We start from the raw sequence: 26,316 nt of genomic DNA, 5'->3' as shown, positions 1-26,316 counted from the left end.
ACGCAATCACATGTGGGAGACCGACCACATGCAGGCCCCGGTGCCGGCCGAGGCCGACGGCCGTACCCGCAAGCCTGCAGCACGTGCTTCACCAACCGCGCCACCAACGCCATCCCTGGTGTCGCGGGCACACCCCGGCATCCGCCGCGGGAGCCCGGTGCCCTAAGGAACCAGGAAGCGATCAACCTTCCGCTCCAGATCAGGGGGCAGCCCAGTCAACTTCGAGACGATCCCGCGAAGTTCTCGAACGAGTGCGGGGAACTCGGCCCAGACCGAAACGTCCCTGGTCAGGACCGCGGACAGTAGATCACCCTCGTACATGTGCCCCTCTGCCATCGGGTTCTCCCGCAGTACCTCCACTGCCAGGGGCAGGAGGTAGGGCATGCCGATGTCCTGCCCGATCAACAAGCGCATGTCCTCGACGGTCAGCTCGCCGATCGGCCGACGCCGCAACGCGTCTGCAGTGGCGACAAGACGGGTGGCGCCGGCTGACGGCTCCGGCCAGCAGTCGCGTTCGAGCTCTGCGAGGGATCGATCACGATCCAATGCAGCTGTCGCACAAACCGCCTGCCCGAGGACTTCCGACCTCAGCTTGGCGGACTCGCAGCCTTCGACAAGGCGAAGCGCTCGGCCGGGAATTCCAGCCGAGCGCTTCGCCGTGCTCCAAGCCGCAGCCAGGGTCGCCTGGGCTGTGACCGCTCAAGAACCGCTTCAGGTGCCGGTTCCTCGGCGCCAGTCACAGCTCGGTGGGCGGTTCAGTTGCTGCGGCGGAGGAAGTGCAGCACACCCCAGATCACGAGGGCCGCGAGGACCACGCCGATCACCAGTGCGGTGACGTCGACACCAGGCATTGTTCCGAACATGGCGTCCTCCCAGTTGTCATGGTCAGGTGAAGATTAGTTCTTCAGCGAGCCGCCGCGGAAGCCGGTCTCGTCGGCCCAGATGTGCTCGGTCGAGGACCACTCGGATGACCCGGCGAGCGGGAGGTCGACCTTTGCGGTCCAGACCGTCTCCGCGTGCGCGTTGCCGGCGGCCGAGATCCACTTGCTGACCACCGAGTGGGAGAAGCTGGAGCGCGGCACGTAGTCGTAGTGCGAGGCGCCCGCGCTGTACACCTTCGTGACCCGCGAGGTGTTGGAGTGGTAGTTCACCCAGATCTTCACCTCGGAGATCTTGATGCCGAAGAGCTTGTCGTTGACCCAGTACGAGGCCTTCCAGTCCGCCGCCTGTCCCCTGACCTGGGACACCGGCACACTGATGCCGCTCGGCGTGGTCAGCATGGTGGAGGCGGTCCGCGTCTCGTCCCCTCCCTGGTCCACAGCGGAGGCGAGCTCGGTGGGCGCCGCTCCTGATACCACGCCAGTACCGATGCCGTCATTGCCCACGAACGGCGAGGGAGGGTTGTCGAGGCCGATGGTCCCCGAGACCGCATCGTAGTTGGGGTCGACGCTCGTGCTGTCCGTCGTTCCGTTCAGGAAGGCCACGAACTTCTGAGTGGTCGACGGGTCCTTGATGTAGTTCAGGAACTTGGTCTGCTTGTCGGCGGAGAGCTTGCTGAAGCCGTTCAGCGTCGGGATGGCGTTGGCGTCGCCGGCGTCGATCTGGGCCTTCAGCCAGGCCTCGTACGCGGCGGGAGACGCCGTCGGACTGGCGATGATCGACGCCTGGCTCGCTGGTGCCGCCGCCACCAGAGCAGCGGCAGCGAACGTGGTGGTGACCAGACCAGTGACAGCCGATCTGACGGAGAAAGTGCGGTGCATTGAGAGTGTCCCCCCTGAAGGTCGAAGGCAAGACGCGGAAATGGTCCATGGTCAGTGGCCGGCCCGCGGCGCCGTCCTGCTGGTCCTGCCGTTCGGCGCGAAGTTGATGTTGGTCAACTTCCGAAAGATTGACAAGTCATAACCCCAGGTCCCAGAGGTATATTTGAGGTTGCGTCAGACACGGAGCGCGAAGTGTGAAACTGGAGGCTCTGCGGCCGCGCAGAAGGCGCACCTTCGCCACGAGGACGGCAAAGATCGCAGGACCGTGGCGGGTTGCCCACGGCCGGTAGGGGTCGTCGAGCCGTTTGAGGACGAACACCTTCCTGCCGTGGTCCCGCGCCCCGCGCCGACCGCGCTTGGCGCCACGGTCGCGTCGGTTGATCGTCGCGGCTCGGGGTAGCGAAGCGGCATGGCAACCCAGAACAGCTCCGCCCCTGCCGGCGGCCGGCTTCAGCCCGAGATCGACGTCCCGGCCCTCACCGCCGTCCTCGACGGCGAGTACGCCGGGATCCGGGACCTCGTCCGGACCAACCTGGTCACCCATGCCGCCGTCCTCGACGAGGCCGACGCGCTCGGCATCGACGCGTTCCGCGAGCGGGTCCGCGATGTCGTCGTCCAGTTGGCCGCGACCGGTCAGACCGGCATGGGCTTCCCCGGCGCGTACGGCGGCGGCGACGACGTCGGCGCGTCGATCGCCGCCTTCGAGACCCTGGCATTCGGCGACCTCTCCGTCCTCGTGAAGGTCGGCGTCCAGTTCGGGCTCTTCGGCGGAGCCATCCTGCATCTGGGCACCGACCACCACCACAAGACCTACCTGCCCCGCCTGGTCACCGGAGAGCTGATGGGCTGCTTCGCCATGACCGAGGTGGGCCACGGTTCCAACGTCCAGGCGCTCGGCACCATCGCCCGCTACGACCCCGAGAACCGGGAGTTCGTCCTCACCACTCCCGACGACCAAGCCCGCAAGGACTACATAGGCAACGCCGCCCGCCACGCCGAACTCGCCGTCGTCTTCGCCCAGCTGGAGGTGGACGGCCGGACCGAGGGAGTCCACGCCTTCGTCGTTCCCCTGCGGTCGGACGGCCGGGTCCTGCCCGGTGTCGCCATAGAGGACGACGGCCGGAAGATGGGCCTCAACGGCGTCGACAACGGACGCATCCGCTTCGACGGGGTACGCGTCCCCCGCGAGGCGCTCCTCGACCGCTTCGCCCAGGTCACCCCCGAAGGTCGCTATGAGAGCGCCATCGAGAACCCCGACCGACGCTTCTTCACCATGCTCGGCACCCTCGTGCAGGGCCGAGTCAGCGTTGCCGGAGCCGGAGTCAGCGTCGCCAAGGTCGCACTGGCGGTCGCCACCAGGTATGCCGACCGGCGGCGCCAGTTCACATCGTCCCGGGACACCGAGGAACAGGTACTCCTCGACTACGGCCTCCACCAGCGCCGGCTGCTCCCCCTCCTCGCCCGCACCTACGCGCTGCACTTCGCCCAGGACGTCGTACGAGCCCAGTTGCACGAGGTCTTCTCCAGCATCGAAAACGACCCGCAGGCACGGCGCCGCCTTGAGTCGCGAGCCGCCGGCATCAAGGCACTCGCCACCTGGCACGCCACCCGCGTCGTCCAGGAGTGCCGCGAGGCGTGCGGCGGCGCGGGCTACCTTGCCCGGAACCGCTTCGCCGCCCTCAAACGGGACAGCGACGTCTTCACCACCTTCGAGGGCGACAACCACGTGCTCCTCCAGCTCGTGGCCAAGGGCCTGCTCACCGACCACGCGACCGAGTTCGAGGACCTCGACCAGCTCGGTATGGTCCGCTACGTCACCGGCCTCGCCGTCGAGACCGTCATCGAGCGGACCTCGGCGCACAAACTCCTCGAACGTGTCCGCGACCTGCTGCCCGGGGGTGACGCATGGGACCGGGAAGCTGGACTCCTCGACTCGGAGTACCACCTCGCCATGGTCCGCTTCCGCGAGGAGCACATGCTCGCCGGCCTCGCCCGCCGCATGAAGCGCGGCATCCAGCAGGACGAGCCCGGCAAGGTCTTCTCGCTGATCCAGGACCACGTCATCGCCCTCGCCCGGGCCCACGTCGAACGGCTGGTCACGGAAGCCTTCGTCGACAAGGTGCGGGCTCTTCCCGAAGGCGCCGAGAAGGATGCCCTGGGCCTGCTGTGCGACCTGTTCGCGCTCTCGACCATCGAAGCCGACCGCGCCTGGTTCATGGAACACGGCCGGCTGACCGTCCAGCGGTCCAAGGCGATCAGCCGCGAGGTGAACGACCTCTGCCGCAAGGTGCGCCCCCTCGCCGTCGACCTCGTCGACGCCTGGGGCATCCCGGCTCCTGTCCTGCGAGCACCGGACCTGGTCGGCCCCGCCGACTGACGGCAGGAACGAGCAGCGCGACGACGACGGCTGCGGATCACCTGGACGGCCGGGTCTACGGCCCCAGCTGCACGACGTTCTCGGTCCTCACCGCCCCTGCCGGGTGCATCGCGTGCCCGGTTTACCGCCCGCGTGCGGTGACGCCCTGGTCCGCCTGGCTGTCTCCGGCGTTGGGCTATCGGTGGTCGGCTGGAGGACTGTCCTGCCCAGTAGATGCATTCGGCATATGCCGTGGTCACTCGAATTGGTGTTCCGGGAGGCCGTACCTGCTGGTGGGCGGGCGTGGCCTGGTAGCACTCGGTCTGGATGAATCTGGTGCTGCCTCTTCGAAGGGAAATGCTCGATGGCTGTTCTTTCGGTTCGTCGCGTGCGGCCTCTGGCTTGTGTCGGGGTCGCCGTCGCGGCTGCTGTCCTGCCCGTGGTGTCGGCTGCTCCCGCCGGCGCTACGACTCAGGAGGCGCATGTCTCGTACATCGAGCGGGATGGCTGGGGGAACATCAAGTACGACGTGCGCTTCAACGGCACGGTCCGGTCCGACGGTCCGACCCGGTATGTGATTCAGGGGGTGCTGGACGCCTACTGCCACAACAGCACGATCACCGGTCAGTCCATCACGTTCGGCTATGGGCCTTCGAAGAACGGCTGGCAGTACAAGAGTTACTGGTGCACCGACGCGCCCGTGAAGATCAACATTGAGGGAAGCCGGTCCGCCGGTGACAGTGTCGACCTGATCGTCGGTGCTACCAGCGGCGTGTTCAACACCTATAACTACGGCAGCAAGCAAACCTTCGACATCGGCACTGACTGACCCACACTGACCCCTCCCGCGCAGGAGCCGGCACGCACGCTGCACCTCGGCCGGCATGTGCCGGGCAGTCTTTCACCATCGAACCTGTCAATGCGGCCATGGCGGGTACACGGGCACCATGATCTTCTTCAGCAACCGGATCGGTTGTCTCGGTTCCCTGCTCATCAGCGCGGTAGTGACCGCGGTCCTCTTCATGATCTTCGCGCGCTGATTCAGCTCCTCAGGTTCAGCGCATGCCGATGGCGGCGAGCTGTTCGACACGCTCCGGTGTGAGCGCCGCGGCTCTGGAGCGTTGGTTGTTGACCCATGCTCCTCGTCGCAGGTGGTGTTCTTCCGCCCCCTCACCCCCGCCCCCTCACCTCCGGCCTCGCGGCCGCAGGCCTCGAGGCGGCGGTGAGGTTGAGGGTCCACACCAACTGGGGCCACCATCGCGGACACCGCCGCTTGCCCCCTACCGGCGGCGGATGACACCGGCCCGTCGGCGTCCAACGTGTCGGTGGGTCATGGCCAAGGCTTGGCGAACTGCGAGGCGCTCCTTGCCGGCAGGGGCGAGAAGCCCGGTTGTCTGGTTGCTCAGTTGTTCCAGGTTTCGTCGTAGGGGTCGTGGGGCGTTGGCGCGGGCTTGGCTTCGGTGACCTGGAGGAAGGGGATCGGGCCGTTGTTCACAGGGTCCCGAGTCCGTTTTGCGGTGTACCTGCCTGTCACCTCCAGCCATGCGTTCGGCTGTAGGACGGGCGGGATGTTGCCGGTGAGGCCGATCTTCACTGGCTGGGCGTCCGCGGCACAGCAGTTGAGAGCCATGCGGACGAGGTAGGGGGCCCCCGAGCGGGCCACGGCGACGAATCCGATGATCCGCACGCTGCGGCCTTTCAAGGAATGGCCGTGGTCGTAGTACGCGCGGCCCGCGTAGTCGACCAGGCTGATCGGTACGGGGGCGCCGGTGGGCAGTTTCGCATAGCCGTACGGTGGCTGCAGGGCTGTACCGGTGCGCATCGCGCTGTAGGAGCCCAGGGCCGGCGGGGCTACCAGCATGAGGGCGAAGAGAGGGAGGACGAGGAGCCAGGAGATGAGAGGCTCGCGGTGGGCGTGCTCCCGGGCCTCGTCACCGGTGCAGACCTCTTGCTCATTGCGACGCGCGCGCTTCCACTCGTACCAGGCTGTCATCAGAGCAGTCACGGCCAGGAGCGTCCCGGCCCCAAGCAGCAACGGGCGCAGGCCCGCTTTGACGTAGCGCAGGTACAGGTCGGTGAGGCCCGCGTGCAGCAGGGCGACGCCGATCAGGAGCAGGACCGCCGCCTGTGCCTGCCGGTTCACAGCAGCACCGTCCCGGTCAGCACCGCTCCCGCGACGGCGAGGGCGAAAGTGGTGGGGGCGAAGCGCAGCGCGAAGCCGCGGCCGAAGGTGCCCGCCTGCATCGCGAACAGCTTCAGGTCGATCATCGGGCCGACCACCAGGAACGTCAGTCTGGCCGTCAGTGAGAACTGGGTCAGCGACGCCACCACGAACGCGTCGGCCTCCGAGCAGATCGACAGCACTACGGCGAGGACCGCCAGAGCCAGGACCGCAAGTACCGGATTGCCGGCCGCCGTGCGCAGCCAGCTCGCCGGAGCCGCTGTCTTCAGAGTGGCCGCGGCCGTTGCGCCGAGGACCAGGAAGCCGCCCGCGTGCATCGTGTCGTGCCGGACCGACCCCCAGAACCTCTCTCCCTTGCTCTGGCCGGTGTGCTCCGTGTGTGAGGGCAGGCGCAGCCAGTCGGTGCGGCCGAGGCGCTGCCACAACCAGCCCATCACACAGGCCACCAGCAGACTCGCCAGGAAGCGGGCCAGTACCATCCGCGGGTCGCGTGGGAAGGCGACGGCCGTGGCTGTCAGGACGATCGGGTTGATCGCCGGGGCGGACAGCAGGAAGGCGAGCGCCGCGGCCGGTGTGACACCACGCCTCACCAGTGCGCCGGCCACCGGCACGGACGCGCACTCACAGCCAGGCAGGACCGCACCCGCCACACCTGCGACCGGAACGGCGAGGGCGGTACGGCCTGGGAGGGCGCGGGCGAAGAACGAGGGCGGTACGAAAACGGCGATCGCCGCCGACAGCAGCGCGCCGAATACGAGAAACGGCAGCGCTTGGACCACCATCGCGACGAACACCGTCATCCAGCTCTGCATCACCGGGGTGGCCAGCGCCCGGCGGATCGGGCCCTGCATGCCGACAACGACGAGCAGGAGCACGGTCAGGGCGAGGGAGGAGTTGAAGTGCCACCCCTCCTGGCCTCGTCGGCCGGGCTCCCCGCCGGCCTGCGGTTGCCGAGTCCGGGACATCGGCCCGGGCGGGGCGGCTTTGCTGATGGCCACGGGTGAGCTACCTCCGGCAAGGTCGTGCGAAGGTAAGTGCCTTCTCCTTCCATACGGCCGCTGTGCCTCGATGTCTCACCGTGACGATGCGCAACCACTTCCACGACTACAGGGGGGCGCGGCCATCGCTGGCAGGTCGGCCTGCGCCATGGCCGGCTCACGGCCATGGCGTGTCGGGCGAGGGTCGTAACGATCCGAGGGCCGAAGCGAAGCCGCCTACGGTGGGGTCAGGAAGGCTTGACCGCCGAGACCGGGGTGACGGTCACCTTGTTGTCGCACTCGGCCCACACCCCGTCGTTCAGGGCGACCTGGTGCTTCCCGGAGTGCGGCAGCCCGATGACCATCGTCGGATACGTCACCGGGTCCTTGCCCGACACGCAGTAGCCGTCGGCCTCCCCCTGGACCTGGACGAAGGTCAGCTTCACCCACGCCTTGCCGTGCGGCCGGACCGTCACGGTGGCCGCCCTGCCGGTGGGGGTGACCTTGAGCGGGGTGTTGTGGGCGGGGGAGCCGTTGCCGGCGCCCGCGACCGTCGGATGGCCCTTCAGGACGCACGTCCTCCGGGAGAGGTTGGTGAACTGCACGACCGCCGCCCCGGTCCCGGTCCCGACGGGCCGGTGGACGGCCTGCCAGGCGCTGACCTGGAGGGCGGAGGCCGGGCAGGCGGGCGGCGGGGTGGAGGTGGTGGTGCTCGCCGCCATGGCGGTGCCGGGCAGGATGCCGGTCACCGCCGCCGCGACGGCCGTGACCGCCGTCGTTGCCAGAGCCGCCCTGCAAATGCCGTTGCTGTGCCGCATGCTGTCGTCCCCCTGAGTCGTCTCGTCCGCGGGTTTCGGTCGTCGGTTGTTGCCCCGCGGTACGTGTGGTCGTGGTACGTGAGTGCAGACAGGGCGGGAGAGCGGCAGGTTCCCGTGCGGCGACTACTTGTGACGGAACGGTGACGCGTACGCCCTCCCACAGCGGCGCGGGCTCGGCGAACGCCTCCTGCAGCGCGGCCGCCGGCAACCGGCCACCGTGATGCCGCGGGTGCCGGTATGCACCCCCACCCGTCCGGCACATGCCACCGCAACTCCAGCGGCCGGGCGTCCAGAGCGCTGACGCGCGGACTCGCGGTCGCGAGGACGGTCGGCCCCGGGGTGCGCAATTCGGCGAGGAACTGGGCGATGCGCTCCGGGGTCAGCCGCATGGGCTTGAGGGAGCCGTACGGGGCTGAGGCGGCGCTGACGGCGGCGCGGCGGCCGCGAACGCCGGGTCGTCACCGCGCCACGCTCCCGGGTCCCCGGGTGCTCGGGATCGGCTCGGCGCGGGACGGGGGCAGGCCGAGGGTCAGGGGGCGGAGGTAGTCGGCGCGGGGGCGGGGCGGACCTGACGGCCAGGGGTGGGCCGCGCCGCAGCAGCACGATGGTCGAGTGCCGCCGCGTCCCCGGCGACGGTGCTGGGGAGAGGGGTCACTAACGGCGCGGACACGGTCGTGACACCCCGGGGAAACGGGGCGTCCCTAATTTCTGTCGTACGACAGGAACTTGCAGGATCACGCCTCCGCGACAGGGGACCGCCATGACCGTGACCACCGATCCCGCACCGCCACCGTCCGCCGGCGCCGCCGGCGACGGCACGCTCGCCGCCTTCGGCTACCGTCAGGAACTGCGGCGGCAGATGGGACGGTACGCGTCCTTCGCCGCCGGCTTCTCCTTCATCTCGGTCCTGACCACGGTCTTCCAGTTCTTCGCCTTCGGCTACTCCTTCGGCGGGCCGCTGTTCCTGTGGACCTGGCCCGCCGTGCTCGCCGGCCAGCTGCTCGTGGCCGCCTGCTTCGCCGAACTCGCCGCCCGCTATCCCATCTCCGGGGCGGTCTACCAGTGGTCGACCCGGCTGAGCGGCCCCGCCTTCGGCTGGTTCACGGGCTGGATCATGGTGATCGGCCAGGTGGTCGTAGTCGCCGCGGCGGCGCTCGCGCTGCAGGTCGTACTGCCCGCGATCTGGTCCGGTTTCCAGCTGGCCGGCGGCGACCCGGCGCCCACCACGGCGACCGGGGCCGCCAACGCCGCCCTGCTGGCCCTCGTCCTGCTGGTGCTGACCACGGTCGTGAACGTCGTCGACAACCGCGTCATGTCCGCCGTCAACCGCGTCGGCGTCACGGCCGAGATCATCGGCGCGGTCCTCATCGTCGTCCTGCTGTTCACCCACGCCGAGCGCGGTGCCGGCGTGACCCTGAGGACCGGCGGCCAGGGCGGGCCGGTGGCGGCGCTGCTGGTGGGTTCGTTCACCGCGGCCTACGTCCTCATCGGCTTCGACAGCGCGGGCGAGATGAGCGAGGAGACCCGCAACCCCCGCCGGACCGCTCCGCGCACCATCCTCGGCGCCCTCGCCGCGGCAGGCGTACTGGGCGGCCTGCTGCTGCTCGGCGGCGTGCTGGCCGCGCCCAGCCTGGAGGACGGCCGGCTGGCCACCGAGGGACTGGGCTACGTCCTCACCAGCAGTCTGGGCAGCGGTGTGGGAAGGGCGCTGCTCGCGGACGTCGCGGTCGCCATCTGCGTGGCCACGCTGGCCATCCAGACCGCGGGCACGCGGATGCTGTTCTCCATGGCGCGCGACGGGATGCTGCCGCTGTCCGCACGGCTCGCCAAGGTCTCGCCGCGCACGGGCATGCCGTTCGCCCCCGCCCTGGTGGTAGGTGTCCTGGCCGCGGTGCTCGCCCTGCTCAACCTCGCCTCCCCGGAGGCGTTCCTGGCCATCGGCACCACGTGCATCGCGATGCTCTACCTCGCCTACGCCGGGGTCACGGCGCCGATGCTGGTCCGGCGGCTGAGGGGCCAGTGGCCGGCGCCGGAGGACGGCGGCCGCGACGAGCTGGGCCGGCCGCTGTTCTCCCTGGGCCGCTGGGGTCTGCCGGTCAACGCCCTGGCGGTCGGGTACGGGCTGCTCATGACGGTCAATCTCTCCTGGCCCCGCGCCGGGGTGTACGACCCGGCGGGCGGCCACTGGTACTTCCAGTGGTTCACCGTCCTGTTCGTCGGCGCCACGGTCGCCGCCGGCGTGCTGTGCCGCCGCCGCGCGCCGGCCGCCGCGGCGGCCGGGGAGCCGGGCCGCACGGACGCGGCGGAGGCCGCACCGGTCTGAGCGGACCCGCGCCCCGGGCGCGCCGTCACCGCCACGTCGCGAGGAGCCGCTGCCCCTCGCGACGCTGCCGTGCCAGGAAGCGCTGCGGCACGCCCGCGACCCGCAGTGCCGCGTCGGCCGTCGCCGCGGCGAGGGCCCGCGGATCGCGGGCCGGGTCGGCGCGCCGGATGAGGATCACGCTCTCGGTGAGGCCGAAGACGAGGTCCGTGCGCAGGGCGAGCTCCTCCGCGGCGAGGGCCGCGCCCGGCTCCGTGTCCGTCAGCAACTTTCCGTACGCGGCTTTCAGTTCGTCCCGGACCTGCTGGAAGACGGCGAAGCGCTCCGTCTGCGCCTCGGGAAGCAGGTAGAGAGCCCCCGGATTGTGCGGGCCGCCGCACAGCAGCAGCACGTCGGAGTGGCACAGCGCCCACAGCCGCGCCTCGGCGGCCGTCCCGGTACGCCTCACCAGCTCGCGTGCGATCTCCAGCGAGGGGCGGACGGTCCCTTCGAGCAGCGCGGCGAGGATCGCCTCCTTGCCGTCGAAGTAGTGGTACAGCGACGCCTGGCGCAGCCCGGCCCGCTCGGCGACCGCGCGGGTGGAGGTCGCGGTGTAGCCGTGCGCGGTGAACAGTTCGGCGGCGGCGGCCAGCACCTCCTCGCGGGGCGGGAGTCCACTGGCGGGACGCTCCTGGGCACGGGGGCGGCCGACTCTTCTGCTGGTGGGCGGGCTCACTCCGTGATCCTCGCACAGGGCCGCAGGCCGCCCGGGCGCCGACCGGCGGCGGTGAGGCGGCGGTTACCGCCCGGAAACGCACGGGCAACGGCCAGGACCCGACCCGCCCCTAATTTCTGTCACACGACAGAAATAGCGCCGAGCCGGAGGTTCAGCCGTGACGACACCGTCAGCGACAGCGTCGGCCCATGGTGCCCGGGACCATGCCCGCGCCCAGGAGGGCAGCAGGTCCGCCACCATGCCCGTACTCCCCGCGAGCGACTGGCCGGCGCCGCCGGAGGGGATCGCCGGTGAGGACCTCGTGTGGGCCGAGACCGTGGCGGGCGGCAACTACACCCACAAGATCCTCGCGCGGGGCACCGAACTGCAGCTGACCGACCTCACCGGCGACGCGTGCGCCCACGTCCTGCTGTACAGCGCGGACCGCCCGTGGGAGCGGCTGAACACGGCCGACACGGTCAAGGTGCTCTGGAACGCCTACCTCGGCGTGGGACACCTGCTCCTGTCCGGCCAGGGCCGAGTCCTCGCGTCCGTCACCGCGGACACCTCCGGCCGGCACGACGCCCTCACCGGCACCTCCGCCCTGGCCCGCAACACCGCCCGTTACGGCGACGGGTCCCCTCAGTCGGCCTCCCCCGCCGGACGTGAGCTGTTCAAGCTCGCCGCCCTCAAGAACGGGCTCGGCCCGCGGGACGTCCCGCCGTCCGTCTCCTTCTTCCAGGGCGTCCGGATCAACGGGGACGGCACCACCGCGTTCACCGGCTCCGCGGGCCCCGGCGGGTCCGTCACGCTGCGCGCCGAGCAGCCGCTGACCGTGCTGATCGCCAACGTCCCGCACCCGCTGGACCCGCGCCCGGACTACGTCTGCGGCCCCCTGGAGGTCCTCGCGTACCGGGCCCGGCCGACCGGCCCGCACGACGCGCTGTGGAACGCCACGCCCGAGGGCCGCCGCGCCTTCCTCAACACCGCCGAGCACCTCGCCGCCAGGGGGATCGCTTGACTTCCTTCTCCGCCTAAAGGCGGGGGATTCCAGCGGTCGCCCGCTGGGGTTCCTGCTTCACCGACGACCGCCCCGTCCGGGAGGACTCCCGTTGAGGTCTTACACCGTCTCCACAGGCAGACGCCGCCAGCCCGGCGGCCAGGATGTTGCGTGCCGCGTTCACGTCACGGTCATGCACGGCGCCACAGGCGCACGTCCACTCGCGGACGTTCAGCGGCAGTTTCCCGCGCACCGTGCCGCAGGCCCCGCACAGCTTCGAGCTGGGGAAGAAGCGGTCGATCACGGCGAGTTCGCGCCCGTACCAGGCGCACTTGTACTCCAGCATGGAGCGAAGTTCCGTCCACGACGCATCCGAGATGGCTCGCGCGAGCTTGCCGTTCTTCGGCAGGTTGCGGACGGTGAGGTCCTCGATCACGACCGTTTGGTTCTCACGGACGAGACGAGTCGACAGCTTGTGCAGGAAGTCGCGGCGCCGGTCGGCGATCCGCGCGTGAACCTTGGCGACACGGCGCCGGGCCTTCTCGCGGTTGGCCGAGCCCTTCGCCTTCCGCGACAGCTCCCGCTGCGCGCGCCAGCCGGAGGCGGTCGCGGCGCTCGTGCTTCGGGTTGGTGATCTTCTCCCCGGTCGACAGGGTCACCAGGGAGGTGATTCCGGCGTCGATGCCCATGGCCGCCGTGGTGGCGGGGGCCGGAGTGATGGTGTCCTCGCACAGCAGGGACACGAACCAACGTCCTGCCGCGTCGCGGGACACGGTCGCCGTGGTCGGCTCCACACCCGCGGGCAGGGGACGCGACCAACGGATGTCCAGCGGCTGAGCCATCTTCGCCAAAGTCAGTCGCCCGTCACGCCACTTGAAGGCGCTGCGGGTGTACTCGGCCGACGCTCGGGACTTCTTCCGGCTCTTGTAGCGCGGGTACTTCGCTCGCTTGGCGAAGAAGTGCCCGAACGCGGTCTGAAGGTGACGCAAGACCTGCTGAAGAGGAACGGAGGACACCTCCGTCAGGAAGGCCAGTTCCTCGGTCCTCTTCCACTCCGTCAGCGCCGCCGACGACTGCACATAGGAGACGCGGCGCTGCTCGCCGTACCAGGCCCGAGTGCGCTCCTCCAACGCCTTGTTGTACACGAGACGGACGCAGCCGAACGTGCGGGACAGCTCCGCTGCCTGCTCGTTCGTGGGGTAACAGCGGTACTTGAACGCCCGCCTGACCTGCTGCGCCATAGCTCACACAGTATCAACTTCCCTGTGAACGGCGGGGGTTGGGCGGTGGCCATAGACGCCGCATCGCCCTGGCAGCGAATCACCTTTACCTGCCCCGCTCCGCGGGAGCCTCGTTTCCTCCCCGGCCCGAAAGCAGGGGTATCCACGAAGGAGACCCGATGACCACCACGCCCACCCGCGCAGGACGCATCGTCACCGACGCGACCGTCCCCGCCCGCGCCGCCTGGTCCGCCGTCCTCCGCGCGGGCTCGCTGCTGACCATCACCGACCTGCACGGCAACCAGGCCGCGGACTTCCTCGTCTACGACGCGCACGACACGTCCGTGCGCTACAGCGCCCCCGACACCGTCCAGGCCCAGGGCGGCATCTTCCTGACCACCGGCTCGGTGCTGCTGTCGGGAGAGCACACGCCGCTGATGACGGTCCTCGAGGACACCTGCGGGCGGCACGACACCATCGGCGGCGCCTGCTCCAAGGAGTCCAACACCCTCCGCTACGGGCACCACACCTGGTCGCAGCACGCCTGCGTGGAGAACTTCCTCGCGGAGGGCGCCAGACACGGCCTGGACCAGCGCGACCTGGTGTCCAACATCAACTGGTACATGAACGTGCCGATCGAGCCGGACGGCACCCTCGCCATCGTCGACGGCCTCTCGGCCCCGGGCCTGAAGGTCGTGCTGCGGGCCGAGACGGACGTCCTGGTGCTGCTGTCCAACTGCCCGCAGATCAACAACCCCTGCAACGGATTCGACCCGACCGCCCTGCGGGCGACCGTCGCCGAGCCGGACGGGAGCTGAGAGCCATGACGTTCGACACCCTGCTGGTGGCCAACCGCGGCGAGATCGCCTCCCGCGTCATCCGCACCGCCCGCCGGCTCGGCCTGCGCACCGTCGCGGTCTACTCCGACCCGGACCGCGGGGCGGAGCACGTCCGGCTGGCCGACGAGGCCGTACGGCTCGGCCCGGCCCCCGCCAAGCAGTCCTACCTGGACGCCGACCTGGTGCTGCGGGCGGCCAAGGACACCGGGGCGGGCGCCGTCCACCCCGGCTACGGCTTCCTGTCCGAGGACGCCGGCTTCGCGCGCCGCTGCGCCGAGGCGGGCCTGGTCTTCGTCGGCCCCACGCCCGAACAGCTCGAACTGTTCGGCGCCAAGCACACCGCGCGGGCGGCCGCTCAGGCAGCCGGTGTGCCGCTTGCCCCGGGCACCGGGCTGCTGCCCGACGTGGACGCGGCCCTCGCCGCGGCCGAGGAGATCGGCTACCCGGTGATGCTGAAGGCGACCGGCGGTGGCGGCGGCATCGGCATGCGGGCGTGCCGCGACGCCGGGGACCTCGCCGACGCCTGGGAGCAGGTGCAGCGCGTGGCCGCCGCCTCGTTCTCCTCCGCCGGCGTCTTCCTGGAACGGCTCGTGGAGTCCGCCCGCCACGTCGAGGTGCAGGTCTTCGGCGACGGCGAGGGCCGTGTCGTTACCTTCGGGGACCGCGACTGCTCGCTGCAGCGCCGCAACCAGAAGGTCCTGGAGGAGGCCCCGGCGCCGAACCTCCCGGACCGGGTCCGCGAGCGGCTGACCGCCGCCGCCCGCGATCTGTGCGCCTCCGTGCGCTACCGCTCCGCCGGCACGGTGGAGTTCGTGTACGACGCCGCACGCGAGGAGGCCTACTTCCTGGAGGTCAACACCCGCCTGCAGGTGGAGCACCCGGTCACCGAGGAGATCTACGGCGTCGACCTCGTGGAGTGGATGCTGCGCCTCGCACAGGGCGACACCGCCGTCGTCAGCGCGCCGCCGGCACCGAAGGGCCACGCCGTGGAGGCCCGCCTCTACGCCGAGGACCCCTCCCGCGACCACCGCCCGAGCGCGGGTCTGCTCACCCGGGTCGCCTTCCCCGAAGGGATCCGCGTGGACACCTGGGTGGAGACCGGCACCGAGGTCACCACCTCCTACGACCCGCTGCTCGCCAAGGTCGTCGCGTACGGCGCCGACCGCGCCGAGGCGCTCGACCGGCTGGACGCGGCACTCGCCGCCACCCGCCTCGACGGCATCGAGACCAACCTCGGCCTGGTGCGCGCCGCGCTGGACGACGCCGGCGTGCGCGCGGCGACCCACAGCACCGCCTCCCTCGCCGGGATCGGCGACCCCACGCCCCGCGTCGAGGTCGTCGCGCCGGGCACCCTGACCACCGTCCAGGACTGGCCGGGACGCACCGGCCACTGGCAGGTCGGCGTCCCGCCGTGCGGGCCGATGGACGACCTCTCGTTCCGGCTCGGCAACACCGCCCTCGGCAACGCCGAGGGCGCGCCCGGCCTCGAGTGCACCCTCCACGGGCCGTCCCTGCGGTTCACCCACCCGACGACCGTCTGCGTCACGGGCGCGCCCGCGCCGGTGACCGTCGACGGCACCGCCGTACCGCAGTGGGAGCCGGTCACCGTCGGGGCCGGGCAGACCCTGGCGGTCGGGGCGCCCCACGAGCACGGCCTGCGCACCTACGTGCTGTTCGCGGGCGGCCTGGACGTACCGGAGTTCCTGGGCAGCGCGGCCACCTTCGTCCTGGGCCGGTTCGGCGGGCACGGCGGCCGCGCCCTGCGCGCGGGCGACGTCCTGCACGGCGGCGAACGACGTGCGGGGGCCTGCGCCGTTCCCCCGGACCGGCGCCCGGCCTTCGTCGGCGCATGGTCCATCGGCGCGGTCGAAGGCCCGCACGCCGCGCCCGAGTTCTTCACCGAGGACGACATCCGCGACTTCTACGGCGCGGACTGGAAGGTGCACTTCAACTCGGCGCGCACCGGCGTACGCCTCGTCGGCCCCAAGCCGCGGTGGGCGCGCACCGACGGCGGCGAGGCCGGCCTGCACCCGTCCAACATCCACGACACCCCGTACTCCGTCGGCGCCGTCGACTACACCGGCGACATGCCCGTCCTGCTCGGACCCGACGGGCCCTCGCTCGGCGGCTTCGTCTGCCCGGCCACGGTCGTGACCGGGCAGCGCTGGAAACTCGGGCAGCTCCGCCCCGGCGACACCGTCCGCTTCGTCCCCGTGACCACCGAGGCGGCCGCCGGGCTGCGGCGGAACCCGGCGGCGGCCCCGCGGGCCGACCGCGCGCCCGTCGTCGACGGCGGCGTCCTCGCCCGCCTGCCGGAGACCGGGACCCGCCCGTCGGTGACGTACCGGCGCAGCGGCGACGACAACCTCCTCATCGAGTACGGCCCGATGCAGCTCGACCTGGCGCTGCGCATGCGGATCCACGCGCTCGCGCAGGCGCTGGCGGCGCGGCGCCCGGACGGGATGGCGGACCTGACCCCCGGCATCCGCTCCCTGCAGGTGCGGACGGACCCCGGTGTCCTGCCGCTGGACGAGCTGCTCGGCATCGCCCGGCGTGTGGAGGAGGAACTGCCCGCCACCGACGAGCTGGTGGTGCCCAGCCGCACCGTCCACCTGCCGCTGTCCTGGGACGATCCGGCGACCCGCGAGGCCATCGCCCGGTACATGGCGGGCGTGCGCGACGACGCCCCGTGGTGCCCCTGGAACATCGAGTTCATCCGCCGCGTCAACGGCCTGGAGACGGTGGACGAGGTGTACCGCACCGTCTTCGACGCCGAGTACCTGGTCCTGGGCCTGGGCGACGTGTACCTGGGCGCGCCGGTGGCCACGCCGCTGGACCCGCGGCACCGGCTGGTGACGACGAAGTACAACCCCGCCCGTACCTGGACCGCGGAGAACTCGGTCGGCATCGGCGGCGCGTACCTGTGCGTCTACGGGATGGAGGGCCCCGGCGGCTACCAGTTCGTCGGCCGCACCACCCAGGTGTGGTCGGGCTGGCGGCAGCGCGGCGCCTTCGAGCCGGGCAGGCCCTGGCTGCTGCGCTTCTTCGACCGGATCAGGTGGTACCCGGTCGAGGCGGAGGAACTGCATCAGCTGCGCGCGGACATCGTCTCCGGCCGGTTCGTCCCTCGGATCGAGGAGGGGTCCTTCTCACTCGCCGACCACCGGCGCTTCCTCGCCGAGAACGCCGGCTCCATCGCCGCCTTCCGGGCCCGGCAGGGTGCGGCGTTCGACGCGGAACGGGCGGCCTGGAAGGCGGCGGGCGAGTTCGCTCGCGCCGAGTCGGCCGCGGAGGTGCCCCCGCCGGCCGCCGACATCGACGTGCCCGAGGGCGGCCATCTGGTCGAGGCCGAGTTCGCCGCCTCCGTCTGGCAGGTCGGCGTCGAGGTCGGCGACCGCGTGTCGGCCGGGCAACCGCTCCTCGTGCTGGAGGCGATGAAGATGGAGTCCCGGGTCCCCGCCCCCGCCGACGGCGTCGTGGTGCGGGTCCTGACGAGGCCGGGCAGCCAGGTCGAGGCGGGTACTGCCCTCGTCGTCCTCGCTCCCGCGCAGAACCTGGAGGCGGCCGCGTGATCACGGCGGTGGAGCGGGTGCGGGCCGCCTACGCGCGCATCGCGCGGGTGGACCGGCCCGAGGTGTGGATCGGCCTGCGCCCGCGGGCGCAGGCCGAGGCGGACGCCGCCGCGGTCGACGCGAAGGTGGCCGCCGGTGACCGGCTGCCGCTGGCCGGGACGGTGCTCGCGGTCAAGGGCAACATCGACGTGGCCGGGCTGCCGACCACCGCCGGCTGCCCCGCGTACGCGTATCCGCCGGACGCGGACGCCCCGGCGGTGGCCCGGCTGCGGGCGGCGGGCGCGGTGGTCCTCGGCACCACGAACCTCGACCAGTTCGCCACCGGCCTAGTCGGCACCCGCAGCCCCTACGGCGCGGTCCGCAACGCCGTCGCACCGGAGCGCGTGTCCGGCGGTTCCTCCTCCGGCTCGGCGGTCGCCGTCGCGCTCGGCGTCGCCGACATCGCGCTCGGCACGGACACCGCAGGCTCGGGCCGCATCCCGGCGGCCTTCAACGGGATCGTCGGCCTCAAGCCGACCATCGGACTCGTACCGACCGAGGGCGTCGTCCCCGCCTGCGCCTCACTCGACTGCGTCACGGTCTTCGCCCGTACCCTCCCAGAGGCCGAGCAGGCCCTGTCCCTCATGGCGGCACCGTCCGGACGCGCGCCCACGGCCCCGGCCGAACGCCGGCCGGGGCCGTGGCGGATCGCCGTACCGCGGGCCGGGCAGCTCGGCCCGTTGGACCCGGGCTGGGCCGAGGCCTTCGATGCCGCGGCGCAGCGGCTCGCCGACTCGGGCGCCGAACTGCTGACCGTCGACCTCGCACCCTTCACCGAGGCGGCCGCGATGCTGTACGAGGGCGCGTTCGTCGCCGAGCGCTACACCGCCGTCGGCGCCTTCGTCGACGCACACGCCGGCTCCCCCGACCTCGACCCGACCGTGGCCGGCATCATCTCCCGGGCCGGGGACGTCCGGGCCCACCGGCTCTACGCGGACCGGCGGCGGCTGGAGTCCCTCCGACTGCGCGCCCTGGCCTCACTCGGCGACGCGGACGCCCTGCTGCTGCCGACCGCACCGGGCCACCCGACCATCGCCGAGGTCGCGGCCGACCCGCTGGGCGCGAACGCCCGGCTCGGCCGCTTCACCAACTCGACCAACCTCTTCGACCTGGCGGCGGTGGCCGTCCCCGCCGGCGAGGTGGACGGGCTGCCGTTCGGCGTCATGCTGATCGGCCCCGCCTTCACCGACGAGCGGCTCGCCCGCATCGCCGCAACGCTCACCGCCCCGCCGCTGCCGCTGGCCGTGGTCGGCGCGCATCTGTCCGGTCAGCCCCTGAACGGGCAACTGCTCGCCGCAGGGGGCCGGCTGCTGCGCACCACCACGACCGCCCCCGCCTACCGGCTGTACGCGCTGGACACGGTGCCCGCGAAGCCCGGTCTGGTCCGGGTCGGTGCGGGCGGCGGCGCCGTCGAGGCCGAGGTGTGGCGGCTGCCCGCCGAGGGGCTGGGCGCGCTGGCCGCGGCGCTGCCCCGCCCGATGGCGCTCGGCAGCGTGGAACTCGCGGACGGCAGCTCGGTGACCGGCTTCCTCTGCGAGCCCCTGGCCGTCGAGGGTGCCCGTGACATCACCTCGTTCGGCGGCTGGCGTGCGTACCTGCGGTCGGACCCCCGTCACGAGGACCCGCGCTGAGCTGTGCCTGGGCCCGCAGGCCGCCTGGGAGCGGTTGGGAAAATCCGGCCCCCCCCTGGCCGACGCTCGCGATGGCGCCTGTAACGGGGCCGATCCTGCTTGCTGCGGCTCCGGCCGCGGGCCTGAGCGCGGTGAAGGTGGGCGCCGCCCGGAGGGCAGCCTCCGGGTTCGCACACGGCCGCTACTGGCCCAACCTGCGCGCTCCCAGCCCCGCGCGGTCCTCCGCGGAGACGACGGCGTCCACACCGTCGCCTTCGTCCTGGACGAGGACCAGCACCGGCCGCTCGCCGAGTACTGCCCCACGATGCTGCTTCGGCTGCAGGAACACTACGAAGCGCGCGCCCAGGCCCGCTGACCCCCGTCCGGCCTGGCCCGACTCGCGGACGTCGGCCCGCTTCCTGTGCGGGCCGACGCGGTATGCGAGCGACTGCCCCAGGGGCGGGACGAAGCGCTCGGACAGCCGCTTCTGCTCGCCGCGGCGCAGGACGCGGGCCTGGCGATGTCGGCAGCGTTCGCGTTCAGCAGCCGTCAGCGCGTGACGCCTGCAGGGGCGCAACGGGCTGCCGGTTGGGGGAGTGGGAGGGTGCGGGGCTCTACCGACGGCATGCGGGATCGCACCCTGCACGCCGCTGGTACGCAGGATGTTCGGTTGAGGTACAGAGGCCGCGAAGACTGGGATGCCCAGGCGGACGAGACCAGGGTCCGGTTCGTGACTCGGCGGCCCCCGGCCCCGGCGCGGGGCCGGCTTACGCGGCCCACTCCACCGAGGGAGGCGAGCGCCTTCGGCGATGTCGTGGAGGCCGACGGTGGCCCCCGCGGGGTTGAGAGCTGGACAAGGCGCCCAAGCCGATCGCCGAGCACCTGAGGGGACAGCGGGGGCGCCCCTGAACGGTGGCGGCGCCCCAGGGCCGGACGACGGGACTTCGAGGAGATGACCTAGCGGCCCCCGACGGCAGCCTCCCCCGCCCCCGTCCGGGCACCGGCACCCTCGCCACCCGCGGCCACGGTGGCCCCTTCGCGCCGCCGGGACGCGGGCAGGGGTGACCGCCCGCCGAGCGCCGCGGCCAGGGCCGCCGCGAGGGCGGTGGCACCGGCCGCCGTGAAGCACACGGCCAGGGGGAACCGGCCGATCAGCAGCCCGGTCACCAGCGCTCCCCCCCCCGAACTCCCGGCGTTGACCGCCGTGTTCACCCAGGCCCCGGCCTGCGTCCGGGCCCCCTCGGCCGCGCTCTCGTCGGCCAGGAGGTACGCCGTCGTCAGCGCCGGGGCGATGAACGCCCCCGCGAGCGCCATGGCGCCCGAGAACGTCCACAGCCCGGGCGCCAGGCCCGCGGCCGCAACCACCGCCCCGAGACCCACCGCGAACCAGCACAGCCGGATCCGCGCGGGAGCCCGCCACGCCACCGCCCCGTTGACCAGGCCGCCCGCCGCGCTGCCCGCGGAGAGCGCGCCCAGCACCCAGGGCACGAGCGCCGGGTCGTAGGACCGTTCGGCGGTGAAGGCCGCCGCGAGCAGGTCCACCCCGCTGAGCGCCAGCCCGACCCCGAGGGCCACGGCGACCGGGGGCAGCAGGCCCCGGGCACCGGCGCGACGGCCCTTCGCCGCCGCGGGGCGCGGACCCGGCATCACCGGGGACATGACGAAGGCGCAGGTGCCGCCCACGATCAGCAGCGCGCTCAGCACGATTCCGGAGCCCGGCGGCGCGAGCCCGACCAGCGCGCCGACCAGGACCGGACCGGAGACGTAGAGCAGTTCCTCGGCGACCCCGTCCAGGCTGTACGCGCGCTGCAGCAGGGCCCGGTCGGGGACGATATCGGCCCACAGGGCGCGCATGGTCGGACCGAGCGGGGGCGCGCACGCCCCGGCGAGGGCGGCCACCCCGGCCACGGCCGCCGCGGGCGCCCCGGGGCGCCAGGTCAGGGCCGCCAGGGCGCACAGCAGGACGCCGTACACCGCGGCCATGACCGGCAGGGCCCGGCGGGGGCCGTGCCGGTCGATCAGCGCGGCCCGCAAGGGCATCAGGAAGACCGACGTCGCCCCGAACAGGGACATGACCGCGCCGGAGACGGCGTAGGACCCGGTGGCGTGGGTGACGGACAGCAGGACGGCGAGGGAGACGGTGCCGTAGGACAGGCGCGCGGCGAGAGCCGCGGCGAAGGTGCGGCGCGCGTGCGGGACGCGCAGAACGGCGGCGTACGAGGGCCGCGAAGGGTGCGTGGACACGCGGAAGTTCCTCTTCGGGAGGCGGGAGAGGGGACACCGAGGGACACGAGGGCCGGTAATCGGCTTCGCGGTCCGGTGCGCGCTCTACGCCAGGAGGAGGAACATGTGGATCAATGTAGCGACCCGGTCCGGCGGGCGCCAGAGGGTCCGCCGCGCCGGTAGGGGTCGAGGTCGACAAGATCGGGCGGACCCGGTCCGGATCTCGCAGACCTCGGCGTTGCCTGGTCGGCAAGATCCGGCGGACCGGGTCCGGACCAGACGAGCGACACCCAGAACGGGAGGGCTGACGCCTGTTCCGCGCACCGATCTGGCTGCGGCTACGCGGCCGGGTCGTCCCCGTACCAGACCCGGGGGTACTCGACCCGGGCCGACCTCTCCGGCTGGTTCTCCTCGGCGTCCAGATCCACGACCCGGCCGTCCCCGTAGGTCCGGATCTTGTGGCCGGTGACCGGGTCGTGCCGATCCACGTGGGACTCGGCGGCCTGGAGGGCGTGCCGGTGGTCGGCTCCTATCCCGAACGACTTTCGGATCTCGGCGGCCTGGTCCTCGGTCATCGTGCCGTCGCCCAAGACCGACTCGCCCCGGACCACCGCCCAGTCCAGCGGGGTCCGGCCTTCCCGGTAGAAGAACCGCCCGGCCACGCCTGCGTCACGCCTCGCGGCCCGCAGCCCTTCCACGCTCGGGCCGCCTGTCGACCTCGGGCCGTGCACGTTCTGGCTGGCTCGGTGTACTCGACGCCCAAGGCGTCGGCCAGCTCGCCGATGCCGTCCAGGAGCGGCGTCTTGATTCCGTACTCCCAGCGGTTGACGGAGGAGACGTGACGGCCGACGCGGTCGGCGAGCTGCTGGCGGCTCAGGCCGCGTTCTTCACGAATGCGCCGCAAGGCGGCAGGGTCGAAATGCAGGGCGGGCATGGGAGTTCCTCGAAAGGGAACGTTCGCGCCTCGATCAACGCGGGTGTGGCCCCGATTCGGTCCACCCTCGCAGGCCGTCATGTTGCGGCCCGCTCCTAGGCTTCTCCCCGCTCCCCGGTTGCAATCACCCGCCGATGAAGGCGAGGGCCGGACGGCTATGAGCCCGTTCTGATCCCAGTAGGCCATGTAGGTCCCCACGGGCACAATCCCCGTCGGACTTGCGGTTGCAGCAAGCGTCCTGACCTGGTCGACGGGTCTCCGCGGCAATCACGAGAAGTAGTGAAGCGGCTCACTCGTCGTTAGGCCGGCTATCTCCCGGGGTGAACGTGCGCCCTGTTCAAGTCGGCGCCTTTCCGGTACACTTGAACTTGAGAGCGTTCATTGAGCTGTCGCTGCGGCCGGTTCAATCCCGGCTACCACGCTTGCGGTTGGTATGGCTTTTTGGCACACCTACGAGTTTTCCAAGGTCATCCGCAGTTACCGCAAGAGCAGCGCCATTGTTCGTATAACTTCAAATCGCATGGTGGAGGTTGGCATGAAGATTGTTGAGTTTGTTATGTCAGCCGTAAGCGTCGTGGTTGGGTGGTCCCACGTGGCCGCAGCTGAGTGAACGGTCTCTCACCGGAGGGGCACCCCATATCGGGGTGCCCCTCCGGCGTTCGTGCGGCCGGGCCCGGACGCGGGCATATGTCGTCCCGGCCTCCCGTGGGGTCTCCGGCGGCCTCTCGTGCCCGCGCGGGGCGTCCGGCCGTACCCGCCCGCACGAGGCCCCCGGGGACGCCCGCCACGGTGTATCCCCTTCAACACGGTTCATTTCGGGTAGAGTTGCCAGTAGCAGGGGGCCAGCGGCCCCACAGGGTTACATCGCGAGCTTGAGTCCGACGTCTCAGGTCAGCGGCCGCACGGCGGCTGTGCGTCGCAATATGTGCCAGCACAAAAGGGAGAACGGCTACCCGGCGGCTCTGGCCAGGCCATCCCCAATGAGCCCCAGACGTCGGTGGGCCTCAGCTAGACCACACGTGTGTCACGTGGCGGTCGGGCTGAGGTCTGACACCCGGTCCGAGCGCCACGGGAAAGGCAATCGGACCGTTGAATCTCCCTCTCGGTGTAAAGGTGCTGATCGTCGTGATCTGCGCGCTGCTCTCCGCCCTCCTTGGCATCCTGGCGGGCTATCTGAGCCACAAGCCAGGAGCACGCCACCGTGACGCTGTTCTCTTCGGGGGCGGGGCGTTCATCGGCGTCATGACACTGTCCCTCGCAGTGCTGGGCGCGCTCGGTGTGCTGTCAGGCGGAGCCGCCTGAACGCGCGGAGGCCCCGGAGAGCCGCGCTGCTCTCCGGGGCCTCGCCGTCAGGCGGCGGGGGTTAGCCGGAACAGCCGAGGCACCCCGGGTCCGAACAGGACGCCGTGCGGGTTGTCCACGGTCTCGATCCAGAACGGGCCGAGGTTAGCCGCCAAGAAGGTTCGAAGGTCGGCCATCAGGTCATCGTCCCAACTGCCGTCCGCAGGCGGCTCGTAGTCGCCCAGTCGTACGACCCGCTGCCACCCGTCGCCGACGTACACCTCAATGTGTAAGAGCTGCGTCGAAGCGCGCGCATACGGCCTCGTTCGTGCCTACGCTCACGGCGTGACGATCACACCTGTTGCCCTCGCTCTGATCAGTACCGGTGCTGGGTTTTTGGGGGCCGTCATCGGCGCGGTGGCCACCTTGATCTCGTCCAGCCTCACCCAGCGCGCGACTCGTGACCGTGAGGGCGAGTTCAAGATCTGGGAGCGTCGAGCCGACGCCATCGAGGAAGCCCACCGGAAGATGCTCGCCCACGGCAACACGCGCGACACCTCTTGGGCTCGGAGGGAGCTGCCCAGCGGCATGAGCCCTCAGGATCTCGACCCGGGGCACCAAGACGAGCAGTCCCGGCTGGTCGTCACCAAGCTGACGCTCTACACGACGCCTGAGCTGGTGCAGGCGTACCGAGACTCGAATCAAGCGTTCCTGAGGTCACTGCTCGGCATCCAGAGGATTCAACTCGCTCTAACGGAGAGAGGTCCGGAGAGCGACAGGCCGAGGAGGCAGCGGAACATCAACGCGGCCGTGGCCGTCGCCACCGAGACCATCGAGAAGTCCAAGGCCGCCGACGAACGCCTTGAAGCCGCACTGCGTGAAGCGGCTGCGCTGGCGGCCATCCGCCGCCGTCGACGTTAGCCGGCCTACTTCGAGTCGGCGACGAATGTGCCGAGGCCCAGCTCGGTTCGCACCTCTCCGGTCTCCCGGAGGTGCGCCAAGGCCTTCTGCGCCGTCGACGCGGCGATGCCGAACTCGGCGCTCAGCTCGACGATGCCCGGCACCCGGCTGCCGGGCGTCGGCCAACGCTGACCAGCGGCGGGTCCGGGGAAGTGCCAGCACACAGAGTCTTTTGGGCCTGCGCTCGAAGAACCTGACTCAGAACAAGGTGTCCGTGCTCTCGGAGTCCTCGAGGGATGCCGGGGCCGGCGTGCGGGGGCGGCGCGGACGCGGGGGCTTCGGGTCCTTCCCGAACAGTGCCTGGGTCCCGCACTCGTCGGGCACGGCGGGCACCGGCCGACACACGGCCGCATCGACCAGGTTGAGCGGCGCGGAGTCGTCGAAGTCGGCGCGCTTTATCCGGGTCCAGTCGCAGCCCTCGGGTATGGCGGTCACATGCGGCCTCCTGTCAGCACTCAGTACCAAGCGCGGGTGGTGCACCCGGCGGCACGTGGGCGTCCGGGGCAGTGCCGTGCTGCGCTTGCGCAGCACGGCGAGCCGTTGGTGATCGCTTTCCCTCCCCGGGGACATCTCACCACCCCGAGCAGTCGCGGCCGCCCCCCTGCGGTGACGCCCGCCCGCCGCCGCCCTCGCATCAGCCGGTCACGTCCCTGCACCCCTGTCACACGTCCGGGCCCTCTTCACCGAGACCCGCCTGCCGGGCCCGGAACAGCGAGGCGATCGTCACCGCGTCGATGATCTGACCGGTCGCCACCATCTGCTCCGCCTCGGCGAACGCGACCCTGCGCGCCCGGCGGATCCCGGTGCCGTGCCCGAGCTCGCCCACTCGGTCGATGCGTGCGGCGTACAGCATCACCACCTCGCCCAGGACCGTCGGGTCCGGGTGCACCCGCCCCAGGCCGATCACGTCCGAGGCGTTCCCCCCGAGCAGGTCCTTCAACTGTCGGGCTGCGTTCTGAGCGTCGCCCATGTCCGCGGCTCCGGCGCCTTTGACGATCTCCCACTGCCAGGTGCCGGCCGCGTGCCGGAACCGGTCGACGTGTACGACCTGGGGGAGGACGGCCACCGACGGCTCCGGCCGCGCGGGGACGATCCGCAGCCGTCGGTGGTGTTGCCCGTCCTCGTCCCGGTGCAGAGCCTGCCCCTCGGTCATCGGCCAGCGCATGATGCCGATCGCACCGTCGCCGGACGGACTCGCGAACCATGCGGGGCGGGTGTCACGCAGATGCGCGTACGCGGACTCGGGGGTGTGGTCCATCCGGTCACCGACCTCGGCGGGCAGGGTGAGCGGCGCAGCGGCACGGCGGCCTTCACGCGGCACCTCTCCGGCCGGCGGCGAGCTCTGCGACGGTCGCGTGTGTATCGGCCTGGGAAGAGGTCGGCTGCCGGCCGATGGCCGTGCCCTCGCTATACGGCGGGTTCGGGGCGGTGCGGGGGCTCACGTCATCGGCTCCATACGGGTTGCTCACGGCAGCAGGTGCCACCCCGTCTACGCCCGCCTGAGCCGCCGCAGACCGCCTGCACACCCAGC

Annotated in this window: 24 protein-coding genes and 1 pseudogene; 9 read left to right on the top strand and 16 right to left on the bottom strand. The window is 71.5% G+C overall.

Annotated elements, in window-relative coordinates:
- Positions 1 to 162: 162 nt before the first annotated feature.
- Positions 163 to 546 carry a contact-dependent growth inhibition system immunity protein gene (locus ACZ7JA_RS35495; protein ID WP_470812523.1) on the bottom strand — a complete coding sequence of 128 codons (384 nt, stop codon included), beginning with the start codon at positions 544 to 546 and terminating at the stop codon, positions 163 to 165.
- Between the two features lie 350 nt (positions 547 to 896).
- The gene (locus tag ACZ7JA_RS35490; RefSeq protein ID WP_351672231.1) at positions 897 to 1,760 is read right to left on the bottom strand and encodes a hypothetical protein; all 864 of its coding nucleotides are present in this window, start codon (positions 1,758 to 1,760) and stop codon (positions 897 to 899) included.
- 409 nt (positions 1,761 to 2,169) lie between these two features.
- Between ACZ7JA_RS35490 and ACZ7JA_RS35485 the strand changes: the two genes are divergently transcribed.
- Together ACZ7JA_RS35485 and ACZ7JA_RS35480 are read left to right on the top strand one after the other, a co-directional pair.
- Positions 2,170 to 4,137, top strand: coding sequence for an acyl-CoA dehydrogenase family protein (locus ACZ7JA_RS35485; RefSeq protein WP_470812521.1), 1,968 nt, complete (start codon positions 2,170 to 2,172; stop codon positions 4,135 to 4,137).
- 343 nt (positions 4,138 to 4,480) lie between these two features.
- Positions 4,481 to 4,945, top strand: a complete 465-nt coding sequence (locus ACZ7JA_RS35480) for a hypothetical protein (RefSeq protein WP_351672235.1) — start codon at positions 4,481 to 4,483, stop codon at positions 4,943 to 4,945.
- Positions 4,946 to 5,171: 226 nt separating this feature from the next.
- On the opposite strand, the gene ACZ7JA_RS35475 is transcribed toward ACZ7JA_RS35480, so the two are convergent.
- The 4 genes from ACZ7JA_RS35475 to ACZ7JA_RS35460 form a co-directional block, all read right to left on the bottom strand.
- A complete protein-coding gene (locus tag ACZ7JA_RS35475) occupies positions 5,172 to 5,267 on the bottom strand; it encodes a helicase associated domain-containing protein (RefSeq protein WP_389305657.1) in 96 nt (31 codons plus the stop codon).
- Between the two features lie 251 nt (positions 5,268 to 5,518).
- Entirely contained in the window at positions 5,519 to 6,259 is a 741-nt protein-coding gene (locus ACZ7JA_RS35470; protein ID WP_389447161.1) for a TIGR03943 family putative permease subunit, read from the bottom strand.
- A complete protein-coding gene (locus ACZ7JA_RS35465; RefSeq protein ID WP_389305631.1) occupies positions 6,256 to 7,296 on the bottom strand; it encodes a permease in 1,041 nt (346 codons plus the stop codon). Before ACZ7JA_RS35465 ends, ACZ7JA_RS35470 begins: the two co-directional genes overlap by 4 nt.
- 227 nt (positions 7,297 to 7,523) lie before the next feature.
- A complete protein-coding gene (locus tag ACZ7JA_RS35460; protein WP_470812517.1) occupies positions 7,524 to 8,093 on the bottom strand; it encodes a DUF4232 domain-containing protein in 570 nt (189 codons plus the stop codon).
- Between the two features lie 760 nt (positions 8,094 to 8,853).
- On the opposite strand from ACZ7JA_RS35460, the gene ACZ7JA_RS35455 reads away from it, so the two are divergent.
- Positions 8,854 to 10,416 (top strand): amino acid permease, encoded by a 1,563-nt coding sequence (locus ACZ7JA_RS35455; RefSeq protein ID WP_351672241.1) that lies wholly within the window; start codon positions 8,854 to 8,856, stop codon positions 10,414 to 10,416.
- A 25-nt stretch (positions 10,417 to 10,441) separates the two neighbouring features.
- On the opposite strand, the gene ACZ7JA_RS35450 is transcribed toward ACZ7JA_RS35455, so the two are convergent.
- Positions 10,442 to 11,128 (bottom strand): TetR/AcrR family transcriptional regulator, encoded by a 687-nt coding sequence (locus tag ACZ7JA_RS35450; protein WP_470812515.1) that lies wholly within the window; start codon positions 11,126 to 11,128, stop codon positions 10,442 to 10,444.
- Positions 11,129 to 11,366: 238 nt separating this feature from the next.
- On the opposite strand from ACZ7JA_RS35450, the gene ACZ7JA_RS35445 reads away from it, so the two are divergent.
- Positions 11,367 to 12,128 carry an urea amidolyase associated protein UAAP1 gene (locus tag ACZ7JA_RS35445; protein WP_470812512.1) on the top strand — a complete coding sequence of 254 codons (762 nt, stop codon included), beginning with the start codon at positions 11,367 to 11,369 and terminating at the stop codon, positions 12,126 to 12,128.
- A 13-nt stretch (positions 12,129 to 12,141) separates the two neighbouring features.
- On the opposite strand, the pseudogene ACZ7JA_RS35440 reads toward ACZ7JA_RS35445, so the two are convergent.
- Positions 12,142 to 13,348, bottom strand: a pseudogene (locus ACZ7JA_RS35440) (RNA-guided endonuclease InsQ/TnpB family protein).
- Positions 13,349 to 13,506: 158 nt separating this feature from the next.
- Between ACZ7JA_RS35440 and ACZ7JA_RS35435 the strand changes: the two are divergent.
- The 3 genes from ACZ7JA_RS35435 to atzF are packed head-to-tail and all read left to right on the top strand — an operon-like array spanning position 13,507 to position 19,408.
- Positions 13,507 to 14,145: an urea amidolyase associated protein UAAP2 gene (locus ACZ7JA_RS35435; protein WP_470812510.1), complete on the top strand. Its 639-nt coding sequence runs from the start codon at positions 13,507 to 13,509 to the stop codon at positions 14,143 to 14,145.
- A gap of 5 nt (positions 14,146 to 14,150) precedes the next feature.
- The gene (gene uca / locus ACZ7JA_RS35430) at positions 14,151 to 17,738 is read left to right on the top strand and encodes an urea carboxylase (RefSeq protein WP_470812508.1); all 3,588 of its coding nucleotides are present in this window, start codon (positions 14,151 to 14,153) and stop codon (positions 17,736 to 17,738) included.
- On the top strand, positions 17,735 to 19,408 hold the full coding sequence (gene atzF, locus ACZ7JA_RS35425) for an allophanate hydrolase (RefSeq protein WP_470812506.1): 1,674 nt from the start codon (positions 17,735 to 17,737) through the stop codon (positions 19,406 to 19,408). The genes uca and atzF overlap by 4 nt, the downstream gene beginning before the upstream one ends.
- Positions 19,409 to 19,589: 181 nt before the next feature.
- Here the strand turns inward: atzF and ACZ7JA_RS35420 are convergent, their stop codons facing one another.
- From ACZ7JA_RS35420 to ACZ7JA_RS35405, 4 genes are all read right to left on the bottom strand, one after another.
- The gene (locus ACZ7JA_RS35420) at positions 19,590 to 19,964 is read right to left on the bottom strand and encodes a hypothetical protein (RefSeq protein ID WP_470812504.1); all 375 of its coding nucleotides are present in this window, start codon (positions 19,962 to 19,964) and stop codon (positions 19,590 to 19,592) included.
- A gap of 380 nt (positions 19,965 to 20,344) precedes the next feature.
- A complete protein-coding gene (locus ACZ7JA_RS35415) occupies positions 20,345 to 21,631 on the bottom strand; it encodes an MFS transporter (RefSeq protein WP_470812502.1) in 1,287 nt (428 codons plus the stop codon).
- A gap of 317 nt (positions 21,632 to 21,948) precedes the next feature.
- On the bottom strand, positions 21,949 to 22,272 hold the full coding sequence (locus tag ACZ7JA_RS35410; protein WP_450752787.1) for a hypothetical protein: 324 nt from the start codon (positions 22,270 to 22,272) through the stop codon (positions 21,949 to 21,951).
- Entirely contained in the window at positions 22,182 to 22,544 is a 363-nt protein-coding gene (locus ACZ7JA_RS35405; RefSeq protein WP_470812500.1) for a helix-turn-helix domain-containing protein, read from the bottom strand. The genes ACZ7JA_RS35410 and ACZ7JA_RS35405 overlap by 91 nt, the downstream gene beginning before the upstream one ends.
- Before the next feature lie 1,113 nt (positions 22,545 to 23,657).
- On the opposite strand from ACZ7JA_RS35405, the gene ACZ7JA_RS35400 reads away from it, so the two are divergent.
- The gene (locus tag ACZ7JA_RS35400; RefSeq protein WP_383022812.1) at positions 23,658 to 23,846 is read left to right on the top strand and encodes a hypothetical protein; all 189 of its coding nucleotides are present in this window, start codon (positions 23,658 to 23,660) and stop codon (positions 23,844 to 23,846) included.
- A 47-nt stretch (positions 23,847 to 23,893) separates the two neighbouring features.
- On the opposite strand, the gene ACZ7JA_RS35395 is transcribed toward ACZ7JA_RS35400, so the two are convergent.
- Entirely contained in the window at positions 23,894 to 24,022 is a 129-nt protein-coding gene (locus ACZ7JA_RS35395) for a hypothetical protein (protein ID WP_470812497.1), read from the bottom strand.
- 148 nt (positions 24,023 to 24,170) lie between these two features.
- On the opposite strand from ACZ7JA_RS35395, the gene ACZ7JA_RS35390 reads away from it, so the two are divergent.
- Positions 24,171 to 24,746, top strand: a complete 576-nt coding sequence (locus ACZ7JA_RS35390; protein WP_470812495.1) for a hypothetical protein — start codon at positions 24,171 to 24,173, stop codon at positions 24,744 to 24,746.
- A gap of 5 nt (positions 24,747 to 24,751) precedes the next feature.
- Here the strand turns inward: ACZ7JA_RS35390 and ACZ7JA_RS35385 are convergent, their stop codons facing one another.
- From ACZ7JA_RS35385 to ACZ7JA_RS35375, 3 genes are all read right to left on the bottom strand, one after another.
- A complete protein-coding gene (locus ACZ7JA_RS35385) occupies positions 24,752 to 24,889 on the bottom strand; it encodes a GntR family transcriptional regulator (RefSeq protein WP_450752773.1) in 138 nt (45 codons plus the stop codon).
- Between the two features lie 94 nt (positions 24,890 to 24,983).
- Positions 24,984 to 25,220: a hypothetical protein gene (locus ACZ7JA_RS35380; RefSeq protein ID WP_450752775.1), complete on the bottom strand. Its 237-nt coding sequence runs from the start codon at positions 25,218 to 25,220 to the stop codon at positions 24,984 to 24,986.
- Between the two features lie 226 nt (positions 25,221 to 25,446).
- Positions 25,447 to 26,043, bottom strand: a complete 597-nt coding sequence (locus ACZ7JA_RS35375) for an NUDIX hydrolase (protein WP_450752777.1) — start codon at positions 26,041 to 26,043, stop codon at positions 25,447 to 25,449.
- Positions 26,044 to 26,316 lie beyond the last annotated feature (273 nt).

The organism is Streptomyces sp. NPDC038135, from assembly GCF_055601245.1.
Note: the sequence above shows the minus strand (reverse complement) of the source record. Positions and strands in the feature narration are given on the sequence as shown.

Excerpts from the sequence above, each read along its gene's own strand:
- ACZ7JA_RS35460 (WP_470812517.1), bottom strand. The coding sequence starts at position 8,093 with ATGCGGCACAGCAACGGCATTTGCAGGGCGGCTCTGGCAACGACGGCG.
- ACZ7JA_RS35445 (WP_470812512.1), top strand. The coding sequence starts at position 11,367 with ATGCCCGTACTCCCCGCGAGCGACTGGCCGGCGCCGCCGGAGGGGATC.
- ACZ7JA_RS35455 (WP_351672241.1), top strand. The coding sequence starts at position 8,854 with ATGACCGTGACCACCGATCCCGCACCGCCACCGTCCGCCGGCGCCGCC.
- ACZ7JA_RS35480 (WP_351672235.1), top strand. The coding sequence starts at position 4,481 with ATGGCTGTTCTTTCGGTTCGTCGCGTGCGGCCTCTGGCTTGTGTCGGG.
- ACZ7JA_RS35490 (WP_351672231.1), bottom strand. The coding sequence starts at position 1,760 with ATGCACCGCACTTTCTCCGTCAGATCGGCTGTCACTGGTCTGGTCACC.
- uca (WP_470812508.1), top strand. The coding sequence starts at position 14,151 with ATGACGTTCGACACCCTGCTGGTGGCCAACCGCGGCGAGATCGCCTCC.
- ACZ7JA_RS35405 (WP_470812500.1), bottom strand. The coding sequence starts at position 22,544 with ATGCCCGCCCTGCATTTCGACCCTGCCGCCTTGCGGCGCATTCGTGAA.
- ACZ7JA_RS35485 (WP_470812521.1), top strand. The coding sequence starts at position 2,170 with ATGGCAACCCAGAACAGCTCCGCCCCTGCCGGCGGCCGGCTTCAGCCC.
- ACZ7JA_RS35375 (WP_450752777.1), bottom strand. The coding sequence starts at position 26,043 with ATGGACCACACCCCCGAGTCCGCGTACGCGCATCTGCGTGACACCCGC.
- ACZ7JA_RS35435 (WP_470812510.1), top strand. The coding sequence starts at position 13,507 with ATGACCACCACGCCCACCCGCGCAGGACGCATCGTCACCGACGCGACC.
- ACZ7JA_RS35395 (WP_470812497.1), bottom strand. The coding sequence starts at position 24,022 with ATGGCCGACCTTCGAACCTTCTTGGCGGCTAACCTCGGCCCGTTCTGG.